The 18,235-nt window shown below is 43.9% G+C and carries 17 protein-coding genes, 1 tRNA gene, 2 rRNA genes and 1 pseudogene; 3 read left to right on the plus strand and 18 right to left on the minus strand.

From position 1 onward, the window contains the following. Positions 1 to 10 precede the first annotated feature (10 nt). From EAE93_RS19545 to cysJ, 13 genes are all read right to left on the minus strand, one after another. A complete protein-coding gene (locus EAE93_RS19545; protein WP_036778033.1) occupies positions 11 to 637 on the minus strand; it encodes a protein-L-isoaspartate(D-aspartate) O-methyltransferase in 627 nt (208 codons plus the stop codon). Further along, on the minus strand, positions 631 to 1,395 hold the full coding sequence (surE, locus tag EAE93_RS19550; RefSeq protein ID WP_214040376.1) for a 5'/3'-nucleotidase SurE: 765 nt from the start codon (positions 1,393 to 1,395) through the stop codon (positions 631 to 633). Before surE ends, EAE93_RS19545 begins: the two co-directional genes overlap by 7 nt. Continuing rightward, positions 1,373 to 2,422 carry a tRNA pseudouridine(13) synthase TruD gene (gene truD, locus EAE93_RS19555; protein WP_040151611.1) on the minus strand — a complete coding sequence of 350 codons (1,050 nt, stop codon included), beginning with the start codon at positions 2,420 to 2,422 and terminating at the stop codon, positions 1,373 to 1,375. Before truD ends, surE begins: the two co-directional genes overlap by 23 nt. A gap of 3 nt (positions 2,423 to 2,425) precedes the next feature. Continuing rightward, complete coding sequence (gene ispF / locus EAE93_RS19560) at positions 2,426 to 2,899, minus strand: 2-C-methyl-D-erythritol 2,4-cyclodiphosphate synthase (protein WP_011145090.1); 474 nt, start codon at positions 2,897 to 2,899, stop codon at positions 2,426 to 2,428. A 13-nt stretch (positions 2,900 to 2,912) separates the two neighbouring features. Further along, the gene (ispD, locus tag EAE93_RS19565; RefSeq protein WP_214040377.1) at positions 2,913 to 3,644 is read right to left on the minus strand and encodes a 2-C-methyl-D-erythritol 4-phosphate cytidylyltransferase; all 732 of its coding nucleotides are present in this window, start codon (positions 3,642 to 3,644) and stop codon (positions 2,913 to 2,915) included. Positions 3,645 to 3,649: 5 nt separating this feature from the next. After that, the gene (ftsB, locus tag EAE93_RS19570) at positions 3,650 to 3,970 is read right to left on the minus strand and encodes a cell division protein FtsB (RefSeq protein ID WP_036808472.1); all 321 of its coding nucleotides are present in this window, start codon (positions 3,968 to 3,970) and stop codon (positions 3,650 to 3,652) included. Between the two features lie 146 nt (positions 3,971 to 4,116). Beyond that, the gene (gene cysC, locus EAE93_RS19575; RefSeq protein ID WP_181148364.1) at positions 4,117 to 4,749 is read right to left on the minus strand and encodes an adenylyl-sulfate kinase; all 633 of its coding nucleotides are present in this window, start codon (positions 4,747 to 4,749) and stop codon (positions 4,117 to 4,119) included. A 1-nt stretch (position 4,750) separates the two neighbouring features. Next, entirely contained in the window at positions 4,751 to 6,193 is a 1,443-nt protein-coding gene (gene cysN, locus EAE93_RS19580; protein WP_040151616.1) for a sulfate adenylyltransferase subunit CysN, read from the minus strand. A gap of 11 nt (positions 6,194 to 6,204) precedes the next feature. Beyond that, positions 6,205 to 7,113: a sulfate adenylyltransferase subunit CysD gene (gene cysD / locus EAE93_RS19585; RefSeq protein ID WP_036808476.1), complete on the minus strand. Its 909-nt coding sequence runs from the start codon at positions 7,111 to 7,113 to the stop codon at positions 6,205 to 6,207. 9 nt (positions 7,114 to 7,122) lie between these two features. Continuing rightward, entirely contained in the window at positions 7,123 to 8,535 is a 1,413-nt protein-coding gene (gene cysG / locus EAE93_RS19590; RefSeq protein ID WP_040151618.1) for a siroheme synthase CysG, read from the minus strand. A 216-nt stretch (positions 8,536 to 8,751) separates the two neighbouring features. After that, positions 8,752 to 9,486, minus strand: a complete 735-nt coding sequence (locus tag EAE93_RS19595; protein WP_036778047.1) for a phosphoadenylyl-sulfate reductase — start codon at positions 9,484 to 9,486, stop codon at positions 8,752 to 8,754. Then, positions 9,483 to 11,213, minus strand: a complete 1,731-nt coding sequence (cysI, locus tag EAE93_RS19600) for an assimilatory sulfite reductase (NADPH) hemoprotein subunit (RefSeq protein WP_036808480.1) — start codon at positions 11,211 to 11,213, stop codon at positions 9,483 to 9,485. The genes EAE93_RS19595 and cysI overlap by 4 nt, the downstream gene beginning before the upstream one ends. Beyond that, the gene (gene cysJ, locus EAE93_RS19605) at positions 11,213 to 13,015 is read right to left on the minus strand and encodes an NADPH-dependent assimilatory sulfite reductase flavoprotein subunit (RefSeq protein WP_214040378.1); all 1,803 of its coding nucleotides are present in this window, start codon (positions 13,013 to 13,015) and stop codon (positions 11,213 to 11,215) included. The genes cysI and cysJ overlap by 1 nt, the downstream gene beginning before the upstream one ends. Before the next feature lie 267 nt (positions 13,016 to 13,282). Here cysJ and queD point away from each other — a divergent pair, with 267 nt between their 5' ends. Then, positions 13,283 to 13,645, plus strand: a complete 363-nt coding sequence (gene queD / locus EAE93_RS19610; protein WP_214040379.1) for a 6-carboxytetrahydropterin synthase QueD — start codon at positions 13,283 to 13,285, stop codon at positions 13,643 to 13,645. A 44-nt stretch (positions 13,646 to 13,689) separates the two neighbouring features. Here queD and queE read toward each other — a convergent pair whose 3' ends face one another. Further along, positions 13,690 to 14,361, minus strand: a complete 672-nt coding sequence (gene queE, locus EAE93_RS19615; protein ID WP_105398958.1) for a 7-carboxy-7-deazaguanine synthase QueE — start codon at positions 14,359 to 14,361, stop codon at positions 13,690 to 13,692. A gap of 170 nt (positions 14,362 to 14,531) precedes the next feature. Between queE and EAE93_RS19620 the strand changes: the two genes are divergently transcribed. Together EAE93_RS19620 and tnpA are read left to right on the plus strand one after the other, a co-directional pair. Beyond that, positions 14,532 to 15,917 carry an amino acid permease gene (locus EAE93_RS19620; RefSeq protein ID WP_036778054.1) on the plus strand — a complete coding sequence of 462 codons (1,386 nt, stop codon included), beginning with the start codon at positions 14,532 to 14,534 and terminating at the stop codon, positions 15,915 to 15,917. A 165-nt stretch (positions 15,918 to 16,082) separates the two neighbouring features. After that, positions 16,083 to 16,322, plus strand: a pseudogene (gene tnpA / locus EAE93_RS19625) (IS200/IS605-like element ISPlu5 family transposase); the annotation flags it as partial. A 344-nt stretch (positions 16,323 to 16,666) separates the two neighbouring features. Here tnpA and EAE93_RS19630 read toward each other — a convergent pair. From EAE93_RS19630 to EAE93_RS19645, 4 genes are all read right to left on the minus strand, one after another. Next, positions 16,667 to 17,449, minus strand: coding sequence for an endonuclease/exonuclease/phosphatase family protein (locus EAE93_RS19630; protein WP_036778056.1), 783 nt, complete (start codon positions 17,447 to 17,449; stop codon positions 16,667 to 16,669). Positions 17,450 to 17,587: 138 nt separating this feature from the next. Continuing rightward, positions 17,588 to 17,664, minus strand: a tRNA-Asp gene (locus EAE93_RS19635). Between the two features lie 204 nt (positions 17,665 to 17,868). Beyond that, positions 17,869 to 17,984: ribosomal RNA gene (gene rrf / locus EAE93_RS19640) — 5S ribosomal RNA — on the minus strand. 145 nt (positions 17,985 to 18,129) lie between these two features. Next, a 23S ribosomal RNA gene (locus EAE93_RS19645) occupies positions 18,130 to 18,235 on the minus strand; the annotation flags it as partial.

The raw sequence follows: 18,235 nt of genomic DNA on the forward strand, positions 1-18,235 counted from the left end.
GACTATGAACTTAAGCCAGTTCCCCTTGCACAAGGGGCACAAAGCGTACAGCTTCGATCACTTCACTATGAAAACCATTGCCATGACGTTTCACGGATTTAAGAATTTGTGTACGCTCACCTACCGGTAAAACCATAACTCCCCCATCCGTAAGCTGAAGCATCAATTCTTGTGGGATATACGGAGGCGCTGCGGTCACAATAATAGCATCAAATAGCCCACGCGACGGCCATCCTTGCCAACCATCCCCATGACGGGTTGAAACATTATGCAAATCAAGTTGTTTCAACCGCCGTTTAGCCTGCCACTGTAAACCCTTGATTCGTTCTACCGAGAAAACATGTTTGACCAAATGCGCTAATATTGCCGTCTGATAACCAGAGCCGGTACCAATTTCCAAAACCTTAGCATCAGGTGTTAATTGAAGCAGTTCAGTCATACGGGCGACAATATAAGGCTGAGAAATCGTTTGCCCATGACCAATAGGCAAAGCTGTATTTTCATACGCTTTATGTGCCAGTGCTTCATCGACAAAACGCTCTCTCGGCACGGCGGAAATAGCGGCCAGTAAACGTTCATCTTTTATTCCCTGCTGGCGTAATTGTGTCAGCAAATTTTTCATTGCCCGACTCAGCATTCTCCATCAACCTCAGCTTTAGCTAACCAATCTCTTACTAACGCCTGCGCTTTATACGCAGTCAGATCTACCTGTAATGGCGTAATAGAGACATATCCTTGTTCCACCGCCGCAAAATCTGTTTCAGGGCCAGCATCATGTTTATCTCCCGGCGGCCCCAACCAGTAAAGCATGTTGCCTTTCGGATCTTGCATAGAATAAACTTCTTCCGCGGCATGGCGGCTACCACAACGAGTTACCCGAAAACCTTTAATTTGCTCAAGTGGCAGATCAGGTACATTCACATTCAGAATATTACCCGCTCTCAAAGGCGTTGTTTGTAACATTTGTAGCAAACGACAGGTGATTTCTGCCGCTGTTTGGTAATGCAATTCACCATTCAGTGAAATAGCCAATGCCGGCAACCCTAGATGGCGTCCTTCCATTGCAGCCGCAACCGTTCCCGAATAAATCACATCATCTCCAAGGTTAGGACCGCGATTAATACCAGAAACAACAATCTCAGGACGAGGAAGAACCAGACGATTAACACCGAGATAGACACAATCCGTTGGTGTGCCATCCAACACTGAGATATCACCATTCTCCAACGTCTTAACACTTAATGAACGATCAAGGGTCAATGCGTTAGATGCGCCACTCCGATTACGATCAGGCGCAACCACCTGCACATGATAATTTTCTCGCAATGCTGCCGTTAAAACCTGAATCCCTGGCGCAGTTACGCCGTCATCATTACTCAACAATATTCGTAACATTATTTTGATCCTGATTGATAATTTCCCTGACCACACTGGTAGCAAAACTGCCAGCGGGTAACCAGAAACTGATTTTCACCGTGTCATTATCTTGCCATTGCCAACTCAAATTCTGAGGCTGCACCAGAATCGCCCTACGGGAACCATCCACCCTTTCACGCTTGATAAGTTCCCACAATGATTCATAGGGCTGTAAATATTGCCGTTCAAAATCCGCAGCTTGGTGCTGTGTTCCCAATTCACCATCACCAGGCAACGGTGCCGTTATTTGTAACTCTCCATCGCTCACCCGCTGTTGCAATAAAGGCAATTCCGTTTCATCAGCAACAAACCAACTACCACGCCCTGTTAATTGTAAGGCGTCACCCTTCATCACCTGTTGCTGTTGTTTCAGAATAATCCGCGCACTGGCTACCGCATTAAACATAGCACTACGACTGGCTGACAGATAGAAACTGCGTTTATTTCTCTCTTTTACTCGGATTTCATTATTTGCCCAACGCTGCGCTTGAAGCAGATTCTGCCCATCCCGACCAAAACGCTGTTCACCAAAATAGTTAGGCACGCCACTTTGCTGAATCAGCCGTAGTCTGTTTTCAACAAATTGGTGATGACTGATTCCCCGCAAAATCAGCGTAAATGAATTTCCTTTCAATGCGCCAATGCGCAGTTTACGTTTCTGACGAGCGGTCGTCAGAACTTCACATCCCTCAAGCTGAAACGAGGCAAAATCAGGTTCCTGTTTGCCCGGTAAGTGCAAACAAAACCACTGCTCTGTCACTGCGTGACGGTCTTTTAAGCCAGCATAACTGACCGATCTAGACGGTATACCAGCGAAACGAGCGAGGTTATCTGCAACAAATTGGGTATTACAGCCCGTTTTACGGATGTGCGCCATTAAGTGCTCACCTTCTCCATCAGGAGAAAACCCCAAATCTTCACAGACAATAAAATCTTCCGGCGAGGCTTTTAGTATCCCCGTCGCTTCTGGTTGTCCATACAGCCAATTTAATTCAGCCAATACCATCAATTATTCCTTAACCAGCAAAGCAACTGCTTCGCAAGCAATACCTTCTTTACGCCCAACAAATCCTAATTTCTCGGTAGTTGTGGCTTTAACATTGATGTCATCAATGTGGCATTGTAGATCTTCTGCCAGATTGACTCTCATTTGTGGAATATGCGGCAGCATTTTGGGTGCTTGAGCGATAATCGTAATATCCAGATTGCCAATCCGATAACCCTTTTCTCTGATACGTGAATAGGCTTCGCGCAATAATTTACGGCTATCCACCCCTTTAAACGCCGGATCAGTATCTGGGAATAATTTCCCGATATCACCCAATGCCGCAGCACCTAACAAAGCATCCGTGGCCGCATGGAGAGCAACATCACCATCAGAATGCGCCAACAGCCCTTGTTCATAAGGAATACGAACACCACCGATAATAATCGGCCCTTCACCACCAAATTTATGTACATCGAAACCGTGTCCGATCCTCATGATGTCTGTTCCTTTATTTTCTAGACAGATAAAATTCTGCCAATGCCAAATCCTCAGGGCGCGTGACTTTTATATTGTCCGAACGCCCGTTAACCAACACCGGTTGATAACCACAATATTCCAGTGCGGAAGCTTCATCTGTAATATTAGCGTGTTGCGAAAGTGCTTTTGACAAACAATCCCTTAGTAACATCAATGGAAAAAACTGCGGAGTCAGTGCGTGCCAGAGATCTTGCCGTTCTACTGTATGGTCAATAACTTGATCAGTCCGTCCACGTTTCATCGTATCGCGGACCGGCGACGCCAGAATACCACCGCATGCTATATTTCCCTGTTCATCTGCTTCTGCTAATTGTAACAAACGGTCAAGATCGTCATGGTGTAAACAAGGACGGGCTGCATCATGCACTAAAACCCAACAATTATCATTGCCAGTCAAATGAGCCAGATGATTTAAACCAGACAGTACAGAATCTGCTCGCTGTTCACCGCCAACTACCGTAGTAATGCGCGAATCGGATGCAACATCAAGGGATTGAAACTGTGTGTCCGCAGGATTTAAAACAATCACAACATGCTGAACACGGGGATGATCAAGTAATACAGCCAAGGTGTGCTCAATAATGGTCTTTCCGGCAATAGACAGATATTGCTTTGGGTAATCCGAATTCATTCGGCTACCAATACCCGCTGCTGGTACCAAAGCAATAATATCAGCACAGGAATGAAGTAATAGATTGTTCATTTTAATTATTGAGTGTTATTTGGAGTCGAGGGACGCGAAGTGTTTTCTTTAGATTTATCAACGATTAAACGATAGAAAGTTTCACCCGGTTTGATCATACCCAATTCATTACGGGATCGCTCTTCGATAGCTTCCTGCCCACCAGTAAGATCATCAATTTCCGCCGATAACTGATCGTTACGCACTTTAAGTTTGCTGTTATTACGCTCTTGCATCGCAACATCATTCTTAACCCGCACATAATCATGAATGCCGTTTTTACCAAGCCACAGTGAATACTGTAACCATCCAAGTAAAACCAGTAATAGTAGCGTCAGTTTACCCATTTCCGCCCCCTGAAATATCTGTCAATCATCCCATAACTCAAAGAATGACGCTACTATCACAAAACAGGGTAGGAGAAAAATAGTCGAATGCAGTTATTTTACACAAGCACATCACTGAAAACGCAATAATGTGCTTTTTGTTGACGTTATCCGTGATTAATCCTTGAGCGTATAATGCCGCTCTTTTCCAATTCCACCAGCAACTGGGCCACGGAAGCTTCAACGGGTTGTTGGCCTGCAAGATAAATTTCCGGGTTATCGGGAACTTCATAGACTGAATCAATCCCCGTGAAATGACGAATTTCACCGGCACGGGCTTTTTTATACAATCCTTTCGGATCACGAGATTCGCAAATTTCCAACGGCGTATCGACAAAAACTTCAATAAATTGCCCTGGTTCCAGCAGTTCACGAACTTTTTGCCGTTCTGCTTTATGAGGAGAGATAAAAGCCGTCAGCACGACTAAACCCGCATCGACCATCAGATTGGCCACTTCACCTACACGGCGGATATTTTCCTGCCTATCCTGTTCGGAAAAACCCAAATCACTACAAAGGCCATGACGCAAATTATCGCCATCAAGCAGATAAGTTTTTATTCCCCGTTGAAACAGGGCCTGTTCTAAGGCCCCTGCTACAGTGGATTTTCCTGAACCCGATAAACCAGTGAACCAAATAACCAATGCAGGATGTCCATTTTCAACCTCCCGCAGTGTTCTGGTCAATTGATGTGGATGCCAGACAACGTTTTCTGATGCCAGATTTTCAATGTCAGCCAATTTATTTACCTCCCAGTAAATCTCTGGCTCCCCAATGAGGGAAATGACGACGAATCAACCGATTCAATTCCAGTTCAAATTCGCTGAATTCTTTTGGCCCTTCATAAACATTTGTCTGAATTTCACGTACCAACCCGGCACCAACAGTGACATTAGTCAGTCGATCGATCAAGATAATGCCGCCAGTGTCGCTATTTTGCTGATAGCTATCGAGCATTAATGGCTCTTCAAAAGAAAATTCCACCGATCCGATGGCATTTAATGGTAAATCAACAGCCACCCGCTGTGTCAGGTTCGTAATATCAACCTGGTACTGAATATTCTCAACTTTCCCACGGCTCTTTTTACCCGCCACTTTGATATCAAGGTTCTGCCCCTGCACCAAAGGCTGTTCAGACATCCATACCACATCCACCAGCGCATGTCGGGTAACCATCATCTCATCATCGGCAGAAATCAGCAGATCTCCTCGGCTGATATCAATCTCATCTTTCAGCACCACCGTAATGGCCTCACCCGGAACAGCAAAATCCAAATCACCATTGAAAGTCACTATCCGCTCCACCCGTGAGCAAATACCGGATGGCATGACTTTAATTTTCTGCCCTTTACGTAAAATCCCGGACGAAAGTGTGCCACTGTAACCACGAAAATCGAGATCAGGCCGGCTAACATATTGAACCGGAAAGCGCAGTAACTGCTTTGAGGCTTCCTTTTTTACATCAACGGTTTCAAGGATATCCAACAACGCTGGCCCTTCATACCAATCCATATTGCGACTTCTAGTGACAATATTATCGCCATCAAGTGCCGAGATTGGGACAAAATGAACGTCCAAATTTGTCGGTAATTGGGCAGCGAAATTCATATAATCCTGTTTGATCTGATTAAAAACTTCCTGACGATATTCCATCAGATCCATTTTATTCACCGCTACCACCAAATGGCGAATACCTAGCAATGTACTGATAAAACTGTGACGACGGGTCTGCTCCTGAACACCTTTACGCGCATCAATCAACAGAATTGAGAGATCACAGGTCGATGCCCCCGTTGCCATATTACGGGTGTACTGCTCATGTCCCGGTGTATCAGCAATGATAAATTTGCGTTTTTCTGTTGAAAAATAGCGATAAGCCACATCAATGGTGATGCCCTGCTCACGCTCTGCGGCAAGACCATCCACCAATAAAGCCAGATCTAATTTTTCACCCTGAGTACCGATACGTTTACTGTCATTCTGCAACGTTGAAAGCTGATCTTCGTAGATCTGACGGGTATCATGTAACAAGCGTCCAATCAGAGTACTTTTGCCATCATCCACACTGCCACATGTCAAGAAACGCAGTAATCCTTTCTCTTGTTGAGCACGCAGATAAGCTTCCACACCGCCCTGCTGTTTAATTTGATAAGCAATGGTTTCATTCTGTGCAAGTGCTGACATGGTTGCTCTCCTTAGAAATAACCTTGACGTTTTTTCAGTTCCATAGAAGCAGATTGATCACTATCAATCAGCCGACCTTGCCGTTCACTTGTCGTCGATATCAGCATCTCTTCAATAATTTCCGGCAATGTTTCAGCATCAGATTTCACGGCTCCCGTCAACGGCCAACAACCAAGAGTACGGAAACGAACTTTGCGCTGACTGATAACCTCGCCCGGTTTCAGATCGATCCGATCATCATCAACCATAATCAGCGTACCCTCACGCTCCAAGACCGGACGTAATTTGGCAAAATAGAGAGGAACAATATCAATTTGTTCCAAATAGATATATTGCCAAACATCCAATTCAGTCCAATTAGACAGTGGGAATACGCGAATGCTTTCGCCTTTATTAATCTGGCCATTGTAATTGCGCCACAATTCAGGACGCTGGTTTTTAGGGTCCCAACGATGTGAGCGATCTCGGAAAGAATAGATCCGCTCCTTAGCCCGCGATTTCTCTTCATCACGACGAGCGCCGCCGAAAGCAGCATCAAAACCATATTTATCCAGTGCCTGCTTTAACCCTTCCGTTTTCATGATGTCAGTATGTTTGGCACTACCATGCACAAATGGATTAATTCCCATTGCTTCCCCTTGCGGGTTACGATACACCAGCAGTTCAAAGCCGTAATTCTTCGCAGTACGATCACGAAATTCGTACATTTCACGAAATTTCCATCCCGTGTCCACATGCAGCAAAGGAAATGGCAATGTTCCCGGATAGAACGCCTTGCGTGCAAGATGAAGCATGACCGAAGAATCTTTACCGATAGAGTAAAGCATCACCGGGTTTTCAAACTCGGCGGCCACTTCCCGTATAATATGAATACTTTCAGCTTCAAGTTGCTGCAAGTGTGTCAATCTTTTCTCATCCATTACAACTCCTTATGCAAAATCGACTACTGCCGGACGGCTTATCTTGGCAATAGATTGCTGCCCAAACCAAGCTATCTGATGGTGAAGTTGAGCCACCTCTCCCACCACTAGTAAGGCCGGCGACGGGGCTTGCTGTGCTAACTGTTCCAGTTCAAGCAAAGTGCCGGTTAACACTTGCTGCTCTAAACGAGTACCACAACCAATGACGGCTACCGGCGTATCTTCCGCTCGCCCATGTAAAATTAATTGATGACTTATCGAGGCGGCTTTGACCGTCCCCATATAAATCACCAGAGTCTGATGACCTCTGGCTAAAGCCGGCCAATCCAGCTCATTCCCCTTTTCTCGGCAATGACCTGTAATAAAAGTGATACTCTGTGAGTGTTCCCGGTGAGTCAAAGGAATTCCCGCGTAAGCCGTCGCTCCGATGGCGGCAGTAATTCCCGGTACAACCTGAAAAGGAATGCCTGCTGATGCTGCAACCTGTAATTCCTCACCACCACGGCCAAAGATAAAGGGATCACCGCCTTTAAGACGAACGACTTTTTTCCCCTGCCTGGCAAACTTCACTATCAACCGATTCGTTTCCTCCTGAGAAACAGAGTGATTACCCGCTCTTTTGCCGACGCAAATTTTATCTGCATCGCGGCGAACCAGATCCAGTACCTCGCTGCTGACCAAATGATCATAAAGCACCACATCAGCCTGCTGAATAACCTGCAATCCCTTTAATGTCAGCAATCCCGGATCACCCGGCCCTGCCCCAACCAGAGCCAGTTCTCCTTGCGAATCAGACTGTTCCAGTTGTTGCTCAAGCTGTTTTTCCGCCTCTTGGATCTGGCCGTTTGCAACTAACATAGCAAAACGACCACTGAAAGCCTGTTCCCAAAAAGAACGACGCTGGCGCATGGAAGTGAATCGCTGTTTTACTCGCTCACGCCACTCCCCGGCGATTTTTGCCATCGTGCCAAGACTGGAAGGCAGTAACGCCTCCAGTTTCTCTCTGATTAAACGCGCTAATACCGGCGCTTTTCCCGCCGATGAGATCGCCACCAAAACCGGAGAACGGTCGATAATTGATGGAAAAATAAATGAGCAATGAGCTTGATCATCAACGACATTGACCAAAATACCTCGCTTATCCGCTTCAGAAAAAACTTGATGATTTAGAATACGATCATCAGTCGCCGCAATAACTAAAAAGATGCCATCAAGATATTCAAGCTGAAATTCTCCCTTATACCATTCCAACTTACCCGCTTGATAACGCTGTTGTAATTCAGAGCACAATTCAGGCGCTACAACCTGTAATAACGCACCTGCCCGTAGTAGTAGAGTCGCCTTACGCGCGGCCACCTCACCACCACCGACAAGTAATACAAGCCGCCCTTTCAGCTCGACAAATATCGGTAAGTAATCCACGATTGCCCTTGATATCCAGTGAAATATTTATAAGTACTGAAACTGTTTCGAATGAATATATGAGTTGGCGGTAAAGTTATAAAATGACAAAAAAGAATTTGATGTTCTGTAATGGAATATAAGCGATCTCGCCAAAATAGCTTTATTAATCATCCCCCTCGCCCTAAAACACAGCGAGGGCTTTATCATTATCCCCACTCAGGAAATACCGGGTTTTTAATTTTCATGTAACCCACATTCTCGTTTCAAGCCAAAGAAACGGGTTTGTTCTTCACTCATGCCCGGTTCCCATTTTTGGGTTGTATGGATGTCACCAACAGAAAGATAACCTTGTTCCCATAATGGATGATATTCCAAGCCATGTTTTGTCAGATATTGATGCACACGCCGGTTATCCCAGTCGATAATCGGCAAAATCTTAAATACTCCCCGCTGTACAGCCAGAACCGGTAATTTTGATCGACTTTCAGATTGCTGACGGCGTAAACCAGCAAACCAACTTTGTACATTTAAACTTTTCAAAGCTCGATTCATTGGTTCAACTTTATTAATCTGATTGTAACGTTCTATTCCCGCTACGCCTTGTTCCCACAATTTCCCATAGCGAGCTTCCTGCCAGGCCGGAGAATATTCAGCACTGAATATTTGCAGATTCAGTTTCAACTGCGTTGTGAGTTTATCGATGAATTGATAAGTTTCAGGGAATAGATAACCGGTATCAGTAAGAATGACCGGAATATCAGGATATTCTTGTGTCACTAAATGAAGGCATACCGCCGCCTGAATACCAAAACTGGAGGAAAGAACAAATTCCCCTGGCAAATTTTCTAATGCCCAGTTTACCCTCTGATCAGCATCCATCATTTCAAGCCGAAGATTAATCTCAGCCAGCGATTGCTCTTGCTGTTCAGCAGTCACTCCAGCGAATTGAGATAAGTTGAATTGGCTCATACCGCCTCCTGCCAATCATAAAAATCGCGAGCTGAATCCAAGACCGGCTTGATAATATCCATGCGGATCAGGAAATCGCCAAAACCTTCATTTGACTGCCGCCCTGTCGCCCAACGCTCAATAAGTTCATCCATAATAGATAAAATCTCTTGTGAGCTGATATTTTCTTTATACATGCGTGGAATACGGGTGCCAATCCGATTACCACCAAGATGAAGGTTATAACGATCAAGCGCTTTGCCGACTAGCCCAACTTCCGCTAACATCGCTCTGCCACAGCCATTCGGGCAACCCGTCACCCGCAAAACAATATGTTCATCGCCAATACCATGTTTATTCATCAGTTGTTCAACGTGAGTGACAAACTCAGGTAAGAAACGTTCAGCCTCAGCCATTGCCAATGGGCAAGTTGGGAAAGAGACACAAGCCATTGAGTTTTCACGCTGAATTGTGGTTTTGTCATCAATCAACCCATGCTGACGGGCAATAGTTTCAATGCGTTGTTTCTCACTTTCAGGAACACCAGCAATGATTAAGTTCTGATTGGCCGTCAGGCGAAAATCCCCTTGATGTATTTTTGCAATTTCAGCAATGCCACTTTTCAGCGGTCTATCTGGATAGTCCAAAAGGCGACCATTCTCAATAAACAGCGTCAAATGCCATTTATCATCGATACCTTTCAGCCAGCCAATTTGATCTCCACGACCAGTAAATTCATAAGGCCGGATGGCCTCAAATTTCACGCCAGCGCGTCTCTCCACCTCTTCTTTAAAAGTATCAACACCCACCCGCTCCAAGGTATATTTGGTTTTGGCGTTCTTACGCTCAGTCCGATTGCCCCAGTCACGCTGAGTTGTCACCACAGCTTCCGCAATCGCCAACGTATGCTCAAGGGGAATATAACCAAACTCACTCGCCATACGTGGGTAAGTATTTTTATCGCCATGAGTCATCGCCAAACCACCACCCACCAGCACGTTAAAACCCACCAGCTTGTTACCTTCTGAAATGGCAACAAAGTTCAGATCGTTAGCATGTAGATCAACATCATTTTGTGGAGGAATAACTACCGTGGTTTTGAACTTACGCGGCAAATAAGTCGGCCCAAGAATCGGCTCTTCATCGGTCGTTGCGATTTTCTCCTCATCTAACCAGAGTTCAGCATAAGCTCGAGTACGTGGCAGTAAATGCTCTGAGATTTTCTTCGCCCATTCGTAAGCTTGCTGATGTAATTCTGATTGAATAGGATTCGAGGTACAAAGTACATTCCGGTTAACGTCATTTGCCGTCGCAAGCGAATCTAGTCCAACCTGATTCAGCAATTGATGCGCAGGTTTTACATTTCCTTTTAGAATGCCATGAAATTGAAATGTCTGTCGGTTCGTCAAACGAATACTGCCATAAAGGGTATTTTCCGCAGCAAACTTATCAATACCTAACCATTGCTGTGGAGTAATCACGCCACCCGGCAGACGACAGCGCAACATCATTGCATGACGTGGCTCCAATTTTTGCTCTGTACGTTCGGCTCGGATATCACGATCATCCTGCTGATACATGCCATGAAAACGAATCAACAGGAAATTGTCCCCTGCAAAACCCCCCGTTAAACCATTAGTTAAATCTTCGCTAATCGTACCTCGCAGGAAGTTACTTTCCCGCTTCATACGCTCACTGTCAGCCAGTTTACCTTCAACAATCAAAGGACCATGTTGTTTATTGTTCATTAGTACACATCCCTCTGATAACGGCGCTCAAGACGCAGTTCACTTAAAAATTCATCTGCCTGTTCGGTATCCATGCCGCCATGCTCAGAAATAATATCCAGCAACGCATGTTCCACATCTTTCGCCATGCGGTTTGCATCACCACACACGTACAGATGTGCTCCTTCCTCTATCCAACGCCACACTTCTTCACCTTGGTCACGCAGTTTGTCTTGAACATAAATTTTATGCTGCTGATCACGGGACCATGCCAGATCAATACGGGTTAACAAACCATCTTTGACATAACGCTGCCACTCCACTTGATAGAGAAAATCTTCCGTAAAATGTGGATTACCAAAGAACAACCAATTTTTCCCTTCTGCGCCATCAGCCTCCCTTTGCTGCATAAATGCCCGAAATGGCGCAATTCCGGTTCCCGGCCCAATCATGATGACAGGCGTGCGTGGATCGGCAGGCAGACGAAAATTATCGTTATGCTCAATAAAAATACGAATATCGCCATTTTCCTGTAAGCGATCGGCTAGATAGCCGGATGCGCCACCGGTGCGGGTCCGCCCGTCAATTTCATAACGAACCACACCAACGGTAAGATGAACTTCATTTTCCACTTCCGCCTGAGAAGAAGAAATTGAATAGAGCCTTGGCGTCAAAGGCCGGAGCAAATCAATAAATTGCTGAGCCTCCGGTTGAGAAGCCGCTTCTCTTATCATATCGGCGATCGGTTTATTGTGAGCGTATTGCTGTAATGCTTGTTTATCAGCAATCAAAGAAAGTAATTTTTCATCTTTCGCAAGAACAGCGTATTTTTCCACAATCACACTGGTATTTTGAGTTAGCTCAACATGACCGATCAGTGCTTCCCTTAATGGCAATTTCTGACCATTAACCTCAATCTGTTCTGTTCCTTTCAACCAGAGCAAATTCAATACTTCATCCACCAGCGCCGGATCATTTTCAAACCAGACGCCCAGAGCATCACCTGGCTGATAACGCAGTCCTGAATCACCCAGATCAATTTCAATATGGCGAACATCTTTATCAGAACCACGTCCCGTTATTTTCTGACGGGTAGCTAAAACAGCAGTCAATGGCGCCTGTTTAGTATAAGAAGTTGAGAAAATTTCATTTACCGATCTATTCTGTGCAGAAACAATCACAGTCCCTGTCCCGGCCGGAATACGCTGTTTCAGGACTCCAGTTAATTGTTGACGCCACTGAGCCGCAACCTGTTGATATTCCACATCACCATCTACACGCTCCAGAAGCCGTTGAGCACCTAATTCATTCAGACGATTATCAAAATCTTTTCCGGCCTGGCAGAAGCGCTCATAAGAGGTATCACCCAAACCAAAAACCGCAAATGCCGTACCATCCAGCTTCGGGGCCTTTTTAGAATAGAGATATTTATATAATGCAACCGCTTCCTCAGCAGGTTCTCCTTCACCTTGAGTAGAAGCAATAATTATCAGCGCCTTCTCTTGAGCAATTTGTTTGAATTTATAATCACCGGCATTGACCAAATTGACATTGAGTTTTTCTGCCGACAAATCATCACGGAGTTGTTCAGCCAAACGACGAGCATTACCAGTTTGTGAAGCTGAAATTAATGTAATCGTCTCCTGCGTCGGAACTGCCGGAGCCACAACCTGAACTTGTGGTTGCTGATTTACCATTCCCCAAAAATAACCAGACAGCCAGGCTAATTGAGTCGGTGAAAAATCCCCAATTGCCGACTGCAAACGCGCTAGCTGTTCAGGTGAAACCGGAAGAAGTGAAATTGAAGGTGGTTTTATGCTCATTGTCCTGTGCTGCCCTTTACGATTACCAATGTCCGTTATTTTTAGTAAATAAAATAAATAGGGATGGTTTGTAAGGTTATCTCAGCGACTTGTTACTATTTAAAGAAACTATCGCAATATCAAATAACCAAAACGCCTAACCATATTTACAGATTTAATATATCTATAAAACAGTTAATAAGAGCGGTTGCAAAAAAATGAAAAAGTCAGGTTTAATTCAGAAGATCGGGTAGAATAGCGGGTTTTTTGAAGTCAGGGAGAACCACTATGAGTACAACGATTTTTAAAGATTTTCAGTTTGAAGCCGCCCACCGTCTGCCACATGTCCCAGAAGGTCATAAATGCGGTCGCCTGCATGGGCACTCATTTATGGTACGACTGGAAATTACCGGGGAGGTCGATCCTCATAGTGGCTGGATTATGGACTTTGCCGATTTAAAAGCCCTATTCAAACCCATTTGGGAACAGCTAGATCACCATTACCTGAATGATATCGCCGGACTGGAAAATCCAACCAGCGAAGTATTAGCTGCCTGGATTTGGGATAAAGTTAAACCAACAATTCCACAACTCAGTGCCGTTATGGTGAAAGAAACCTGTAATGCGGGAGCTATTTTCCGCGGTAAGTGAAACAACTTACTGCACCAGGAAACCTCCAGTGCAGTAAGCTTTTCTCAGGCGATATTCAAATATTTATGTGTTTGCATAGAAAATCGCCAATTACGGGCAATACAGGTTTCAATACATAAACGAGTAGCGTCTTCTTTCTGGCTAATAGGTTGCAGTGCAATAATACGCGATGAGTTGTCATCCAATGTCGCTAATAACTCATCCAATGCTTCAATATCTCTTTCCCTAGCAACCGGATATTTTATTTCATTAGCCCTTAGCAAAGCCTGCTGCAATACTTGGTACCCACCACGCATGTTAACTTTTGGTGAAACTGTCACCCAAGTAGTATCAGAACATTTAACATGATACGTACCACTGGTTTCTATCTGACATTGGTAGCCAAGGCTTTCTAACTCTTCGATAAGAGGTATAAGATCATAAAGGCAAGGCTCACCACCAGTAATAACAACATGACGTGCGGTATATTTCTGTTGAACAAACAGCGCTGCAATTTGCTTAGGAGATGCTTCACTCCATTCATTGCTTTCACTCGTCTTCAGCAAAATTGTTTCCAATGTCCGTTGCTTTTCCGCTTCTTTCTCCCAAGTGTGTTTAGTATCACACCAGCTACAACCAACCGGACACCCTTGCAGACGAATAAAAATTGCCGGGACTCCGGCAAAAAAACCTTCTCCCTGCAATGTCTGGAATACTTCGTTAATCGGGTAAAACATAAAAATCTCTGGTTTCATTAGGCAAGGGCGCATTATTGCAGATATCTATCCCGCGAACATCAATCTTTATGGTAAGGTACGGGGTTTGCTTCGCTTGGCTAACGTGTGACTTGTCGAGGCATTGTGTGCTTAAAATATATCTAGCACTGAGAAAGTGACAGGAATAAATAATGCAGAATAATGAAACTCAGCTGAAACGGGGTCTAACCGGGCGGCACATCCGCTTTATGGCATTAGGCTCCGCGATAGGCACAGGGCTGTTCTATGGCTCGGCAGCAGCTATTCAGCAAGCTGGACCAGCCGTATTACTCGCCTATTTAATCGGCGGTGCTGCCGTATTTATGGTGATGCGTGCATTAGGCGAAATGGCTGTTCACCATCCAGTATCCGGTTCTTTTTCACACTATGCCAGCCATTATCTCGGCCCTTTAGCCGGATTTCTAACCGGATGGAATTATGTATTCGAAATGCTGATAGTTTGCCTGGCTGACGTTACTGCATTCGGTTTCTATATGAAACTCTGGTTCCCCCATGTGGAACAATGGATCTGGGTGTTAAGCATTGTCTGCTTTATTGGCGCAATTAATCTTTGCCATGTAAAAATTTTCGGTGAAATGGAATTCTGGCTTTCGATTGTGAAAGTCACTGCAATTATCGCTATGATTATCGGCGGCATGACTATCATGATCTATGGATTCGGCCAAGAAACAGATCATGCAACCGGCATTGCCAGTTTGTGGGAATATGGCGGTTTTATGCCTAATGGCATCAGTGGCGTGATAGCTTCACTCGCCATTGTAATGTTTGCTTTTGGGGGTATTGAAGTCATTGGTATTACTGCCAGTGAGGCCAAAAACCCCGAAAAAACGATTCCAAAAGCAATCAATGCTGTCCCTTTCCGTATTCTACTGTTCTATGTACTGACTCTGTTTATTTTAATGTGTATCTACCCGTGGAATCAGATCGGTCAAGAAGGTAGCCCATTCGTACAGATTTTTTCTAGCTTAGGTATCAATTCTGCTGCCAATATTCTCAATATCGTGGTAATAACTGCGGCAATTTCAGCGATCAATAGCGATATTTTTGGTGCTGGCCGTATGATGTATGGCATGGCACAAGAAGGGCAAGCGCCTAAATCATTCACCAAGTTGAGTCGTAATGGCGTACCTTGGATGACTGTAATCGTTATGTCAGCAGTTTTGTTAATTGGAGTCATACTCAACTATATGATTCCGGAAGAGATTTTCGTTATCATTGCCTCTATCGCAACATTTGCTACTGTATGGGTATGGTTGATGATCCTACTTTCTCAAGTTGCTATGCGCTGCAAAATGAGCAAAGAAGAAGTTAAAACCCTGAAATTCCCCGTTCCTATGTGGCCAATAGCACCTGCATTAACTATTATCTTTATGGTATTTGTTATTGTATTACTAGGCTATTTCGAGAAAACCCGTATTGCATTAATTGTGGGAATCGTATGGGTAATCTTATTATCAGTCACCTATTTCTTTAGTATAAAGAAAAATATTTTTCAAACACATCAGATAAACAAATAATTTTTACTCATAAATGCCAGATTACTCTGGCATTTATTTTAATTTATGGCTTTAGCCAGTTTAAGTAGCGTCAGCTTCTTAAACATAAAACCCCCCGCTATGCGGGTGGAAATCAAGGGTTATACCAAGAAAAACACCTTTCCGTTACGATATAGATGTTCAAGCATAAGTGTTTCAAGTTTTATGGGATATCTAAAAGGTAAAAGCGCATTGATGATATTTGATAAGCACGCCAATTTAAAATACAAGTTTGGCAATAGGAAGTTTTGGTCAGAAGGATACTACGTGAGTACGGTAGGGCTAAATGAAGCCACAATCCGAAAATACATCAGAGAGCAAGAAAAGTCAGATTTAATGCAGGATAAGTTAAGTACACGAGAGCATGAAGACCCCTTCAAGGGGTAAGCCAAAGAAGCAAAGACACTTAGCTTGAACGAAGAGAAAGGAGCGTCATTTAGGCGCAGTCGGTAATATGCCCTTATAGGGCTAGAGCAAACCACCCGCTATGCGGGTGGTTATGATTTATTCAGAAAAGATATATTTGATATTTATTTAAATATCACTTTTACATATTAATTAAAATAAATCTTATTTTTGAAATATAAATTCATCGCAATACATAATAAATAGTTACAATAAATCAACAATGATATAATATTTTTTTAGTTATAAAATCATATTCATTTATAATGAATTAAATAAGAATTTAATTCATTATAAATAGACCAATATATTCTTATAACAAAGAATTAATGAAAATTTACAACAAGAGGATTATGATCGGAAGCATCAGTAGGTATCACAATAGCATCAGCAATATTCAACTCTCGGTAAAAAATAAAATCCAAAGGCTTACCAAACGCGATTGTCCGATAGTCATCAGTAAAAGATACCTCTTCAAGGTGTAAATATCTGGTAAAACGTTTTAAAGCATTTAATCGTTGCTTACTCCACGCATTAAAATCACCAGCCATAATTACTGGACCATTATGTAAACGAACATGAGCACCAATATTATTTAGCTGACGGCTATACACATCTACACCAAAACTGAAATTTATCGCATGTACATTAATAACCATTAACTGACGATTATCCTGTAAAAGATAAACAGTGATGAGAGCTGATTTAGATAAACGTAAAAGAGGCTCTTTCTCTCTCAATGGGCAACAATAGACAGGATGAGAAGTTGCTAACGTCATTACACCTGATGGATGTTGTGGCAATAAAAATGCGGGAACTTGATCAGCTATCAAGTAATTTGAGGTAGCAAATTCAACTAAATCAGGAGTAGTCTGCGCTTCTTGTAATAAAATCAACTGGCTTTCGTTAGTTAGCTCCTTTAGAACCTTTCTCCATGAAGGACGCTGCTGTTTATAGATATTCCATACAACAACCCTAAGCTCATTTGTGCCAGTGATCAAAGGAGTACCTACAGGTAATGCATTCCCAAGCTGATGAGTCGACATAGGAAAAACACGTTCAACAGGCTGGCCCGCGACATACCTTATCGCATAGGTTTTTTTTACCACGTAAAAAACCTCTTAAATACAGAATAACTATAAAAACTATCCGATTTTATCAAATAAAATAAGGTAATTATTGATTTTAATACTCATAAACGACAAAAAACCCTGAGATTTCTCTCAGGGTTTCTCTGCAAATTAAGGTGGCGGTGCGGACGGGGCTCGAACCCGCGACCCCCGGCGTGACAGGCCGGTATTCTAACCAACTGAACTACCGCACCACCGAATTCTCTGTGATTTATATCGCTTGCTACGATATAAAACTTATATATCAACTTTGGCAGTTCACCGAATAGCTTGCTTGCCATTCACCCTTCGGACCGTCGCTCCTCGCGACGCTCAAATCCATCTGCAACAGATTTGTCCTACTCACTGCTATTTGTGCTTTATGCTGCCTTTCATCACAACACAACACTAAAAGTCAAGCCTGGCAGTGTCCTACTCTCACATGGGGAGACCCCACACTACCATCGGCGCTACGGCGTTTCACTGCTGAGTTCGGCATGGGGTCAGGTGGGACCGCCGCGCTATCGCCGCCAGGCATATTCCGTTTTATTCCAACCCTTGTCTGACTCTAAGTCACCACAACCATTGGAACCAATCTCTGAACAAGCTGAAATCTCTCTCTCTTCTGTCTTCCGACTTCTGTTTGCTGTCTTCCGACACCAAAACCCCTTCGGCGTTGTAAGGTTAAGCCGCTCGGTTCATTAGTACTGGTCAGCTCAACGCATCGCTGCGCTTACACACCCAGCCTATCCACGTCTTCGTCTTAAACGTTCCTTCCGTGACTCT

Origin of the sequence: Photorhabdus akhurstii (genome assembly GCF_018448925.1) — a bacterium.
Taxonomy (GTDB): Bacteria; Pseudomonadota; Gammaproteobacteria; order Enterobacterales; family Enterobacteriaceae; genus Photorhabdus; species Photorhabdus akhurstii.

Bases quoted from the DNA above. Each gene is read 5' to 3' on its own strand.
- EAE93_RS19545 (WP_036778033.1), bottom strand. From the start codon at position 637: ATGCTGAGTCGGGCAATGAAAAATTTGCTGACACAATTACGCCAGCAG.
- EAE93_RS19595 (WP_036778047.1), bottom strand. From the start codon at position 9,486: ATGAGCCAATTCAACTTATCTCAATTCGCTGGAGTGACTGCTGAACAG.
- cysN (WP_040151616.1), bottom strand. From the start codon at position 6,193: ATGTCAGCACTTGCACAGAATGAAACCATTGCTTATCAAATTAAACAG.
- cysD (WP_036808476.1), bottom strand. From the start codon at position 7,113: ATGGATGAGAAAAGATTGACACACTTGCAGCAACTTGAAGCTGAAAGT.
- cysI (WP_036808480.1), bottom strand. From the start codon at position 11,213: ATGAACAATAAACAACATGGTCCTTTGATTGTTGAAGGTAAACTGGCT.
- queE (WP_105398958.1), bottom strand. From the start codon at position 14,361: ATGTTTTACCCGATTAACGAAGTATTCCAGACATTGCAGGGAGAAGGT.
- truD (WP_040151611.1), bottom strand. From the start codon at position 2,422: ATGGTATTGGCTGAATTAAATTGGCTGTATGGACAACCAGAAGCGACG.
- ftsB (WP_036808472.1), bottom strand. From the start codon at position 3,970: ATGGGTAAACTGACGCTACTATTACTGGTTTTACTTGGATGGTTACAG.
- cysJ (WP_214040378.1), bottom strand. From the start codon at position 13,015: ATGAGCATAAAACCACCTTCAATTTCACTTCTTCCGGTTTCACCTGAA.
- ispD (WP_214040377.1), bottom strand. From the start codon at position 3,644: ATGAACAATCTATTACTTCATTCCTGTGCTGATATTATTGCTTTGGTA.
- EAE93_RS19620 (WP_036778054.1), top strand. From the start codon at position 14,532: ATGCAGAATAATGAAACTCAGCTGAAACGGGGTCTAACCGGGCGGCAC.
- ispF (WP_011145090.1), bottom strand. From the start codon at position 2,899: ATGAGGATCGGACACGGTTTCGATGTACATAAATTTGGTGGTGAAGGG.
- queD (WP_214040379.1), top strand. From the start codon at position 13,283: ATGAGTACAACGATTTTTAAAGATTTTCAGTTTGAAGCCGCCCACCGT.
- surE (WP_214040376.1), bottom strand. From the start codon at position 1,395: ATGTTACGAATATTGTTGAGTAATGATGACGGCGTAACTGCGCCAGGG.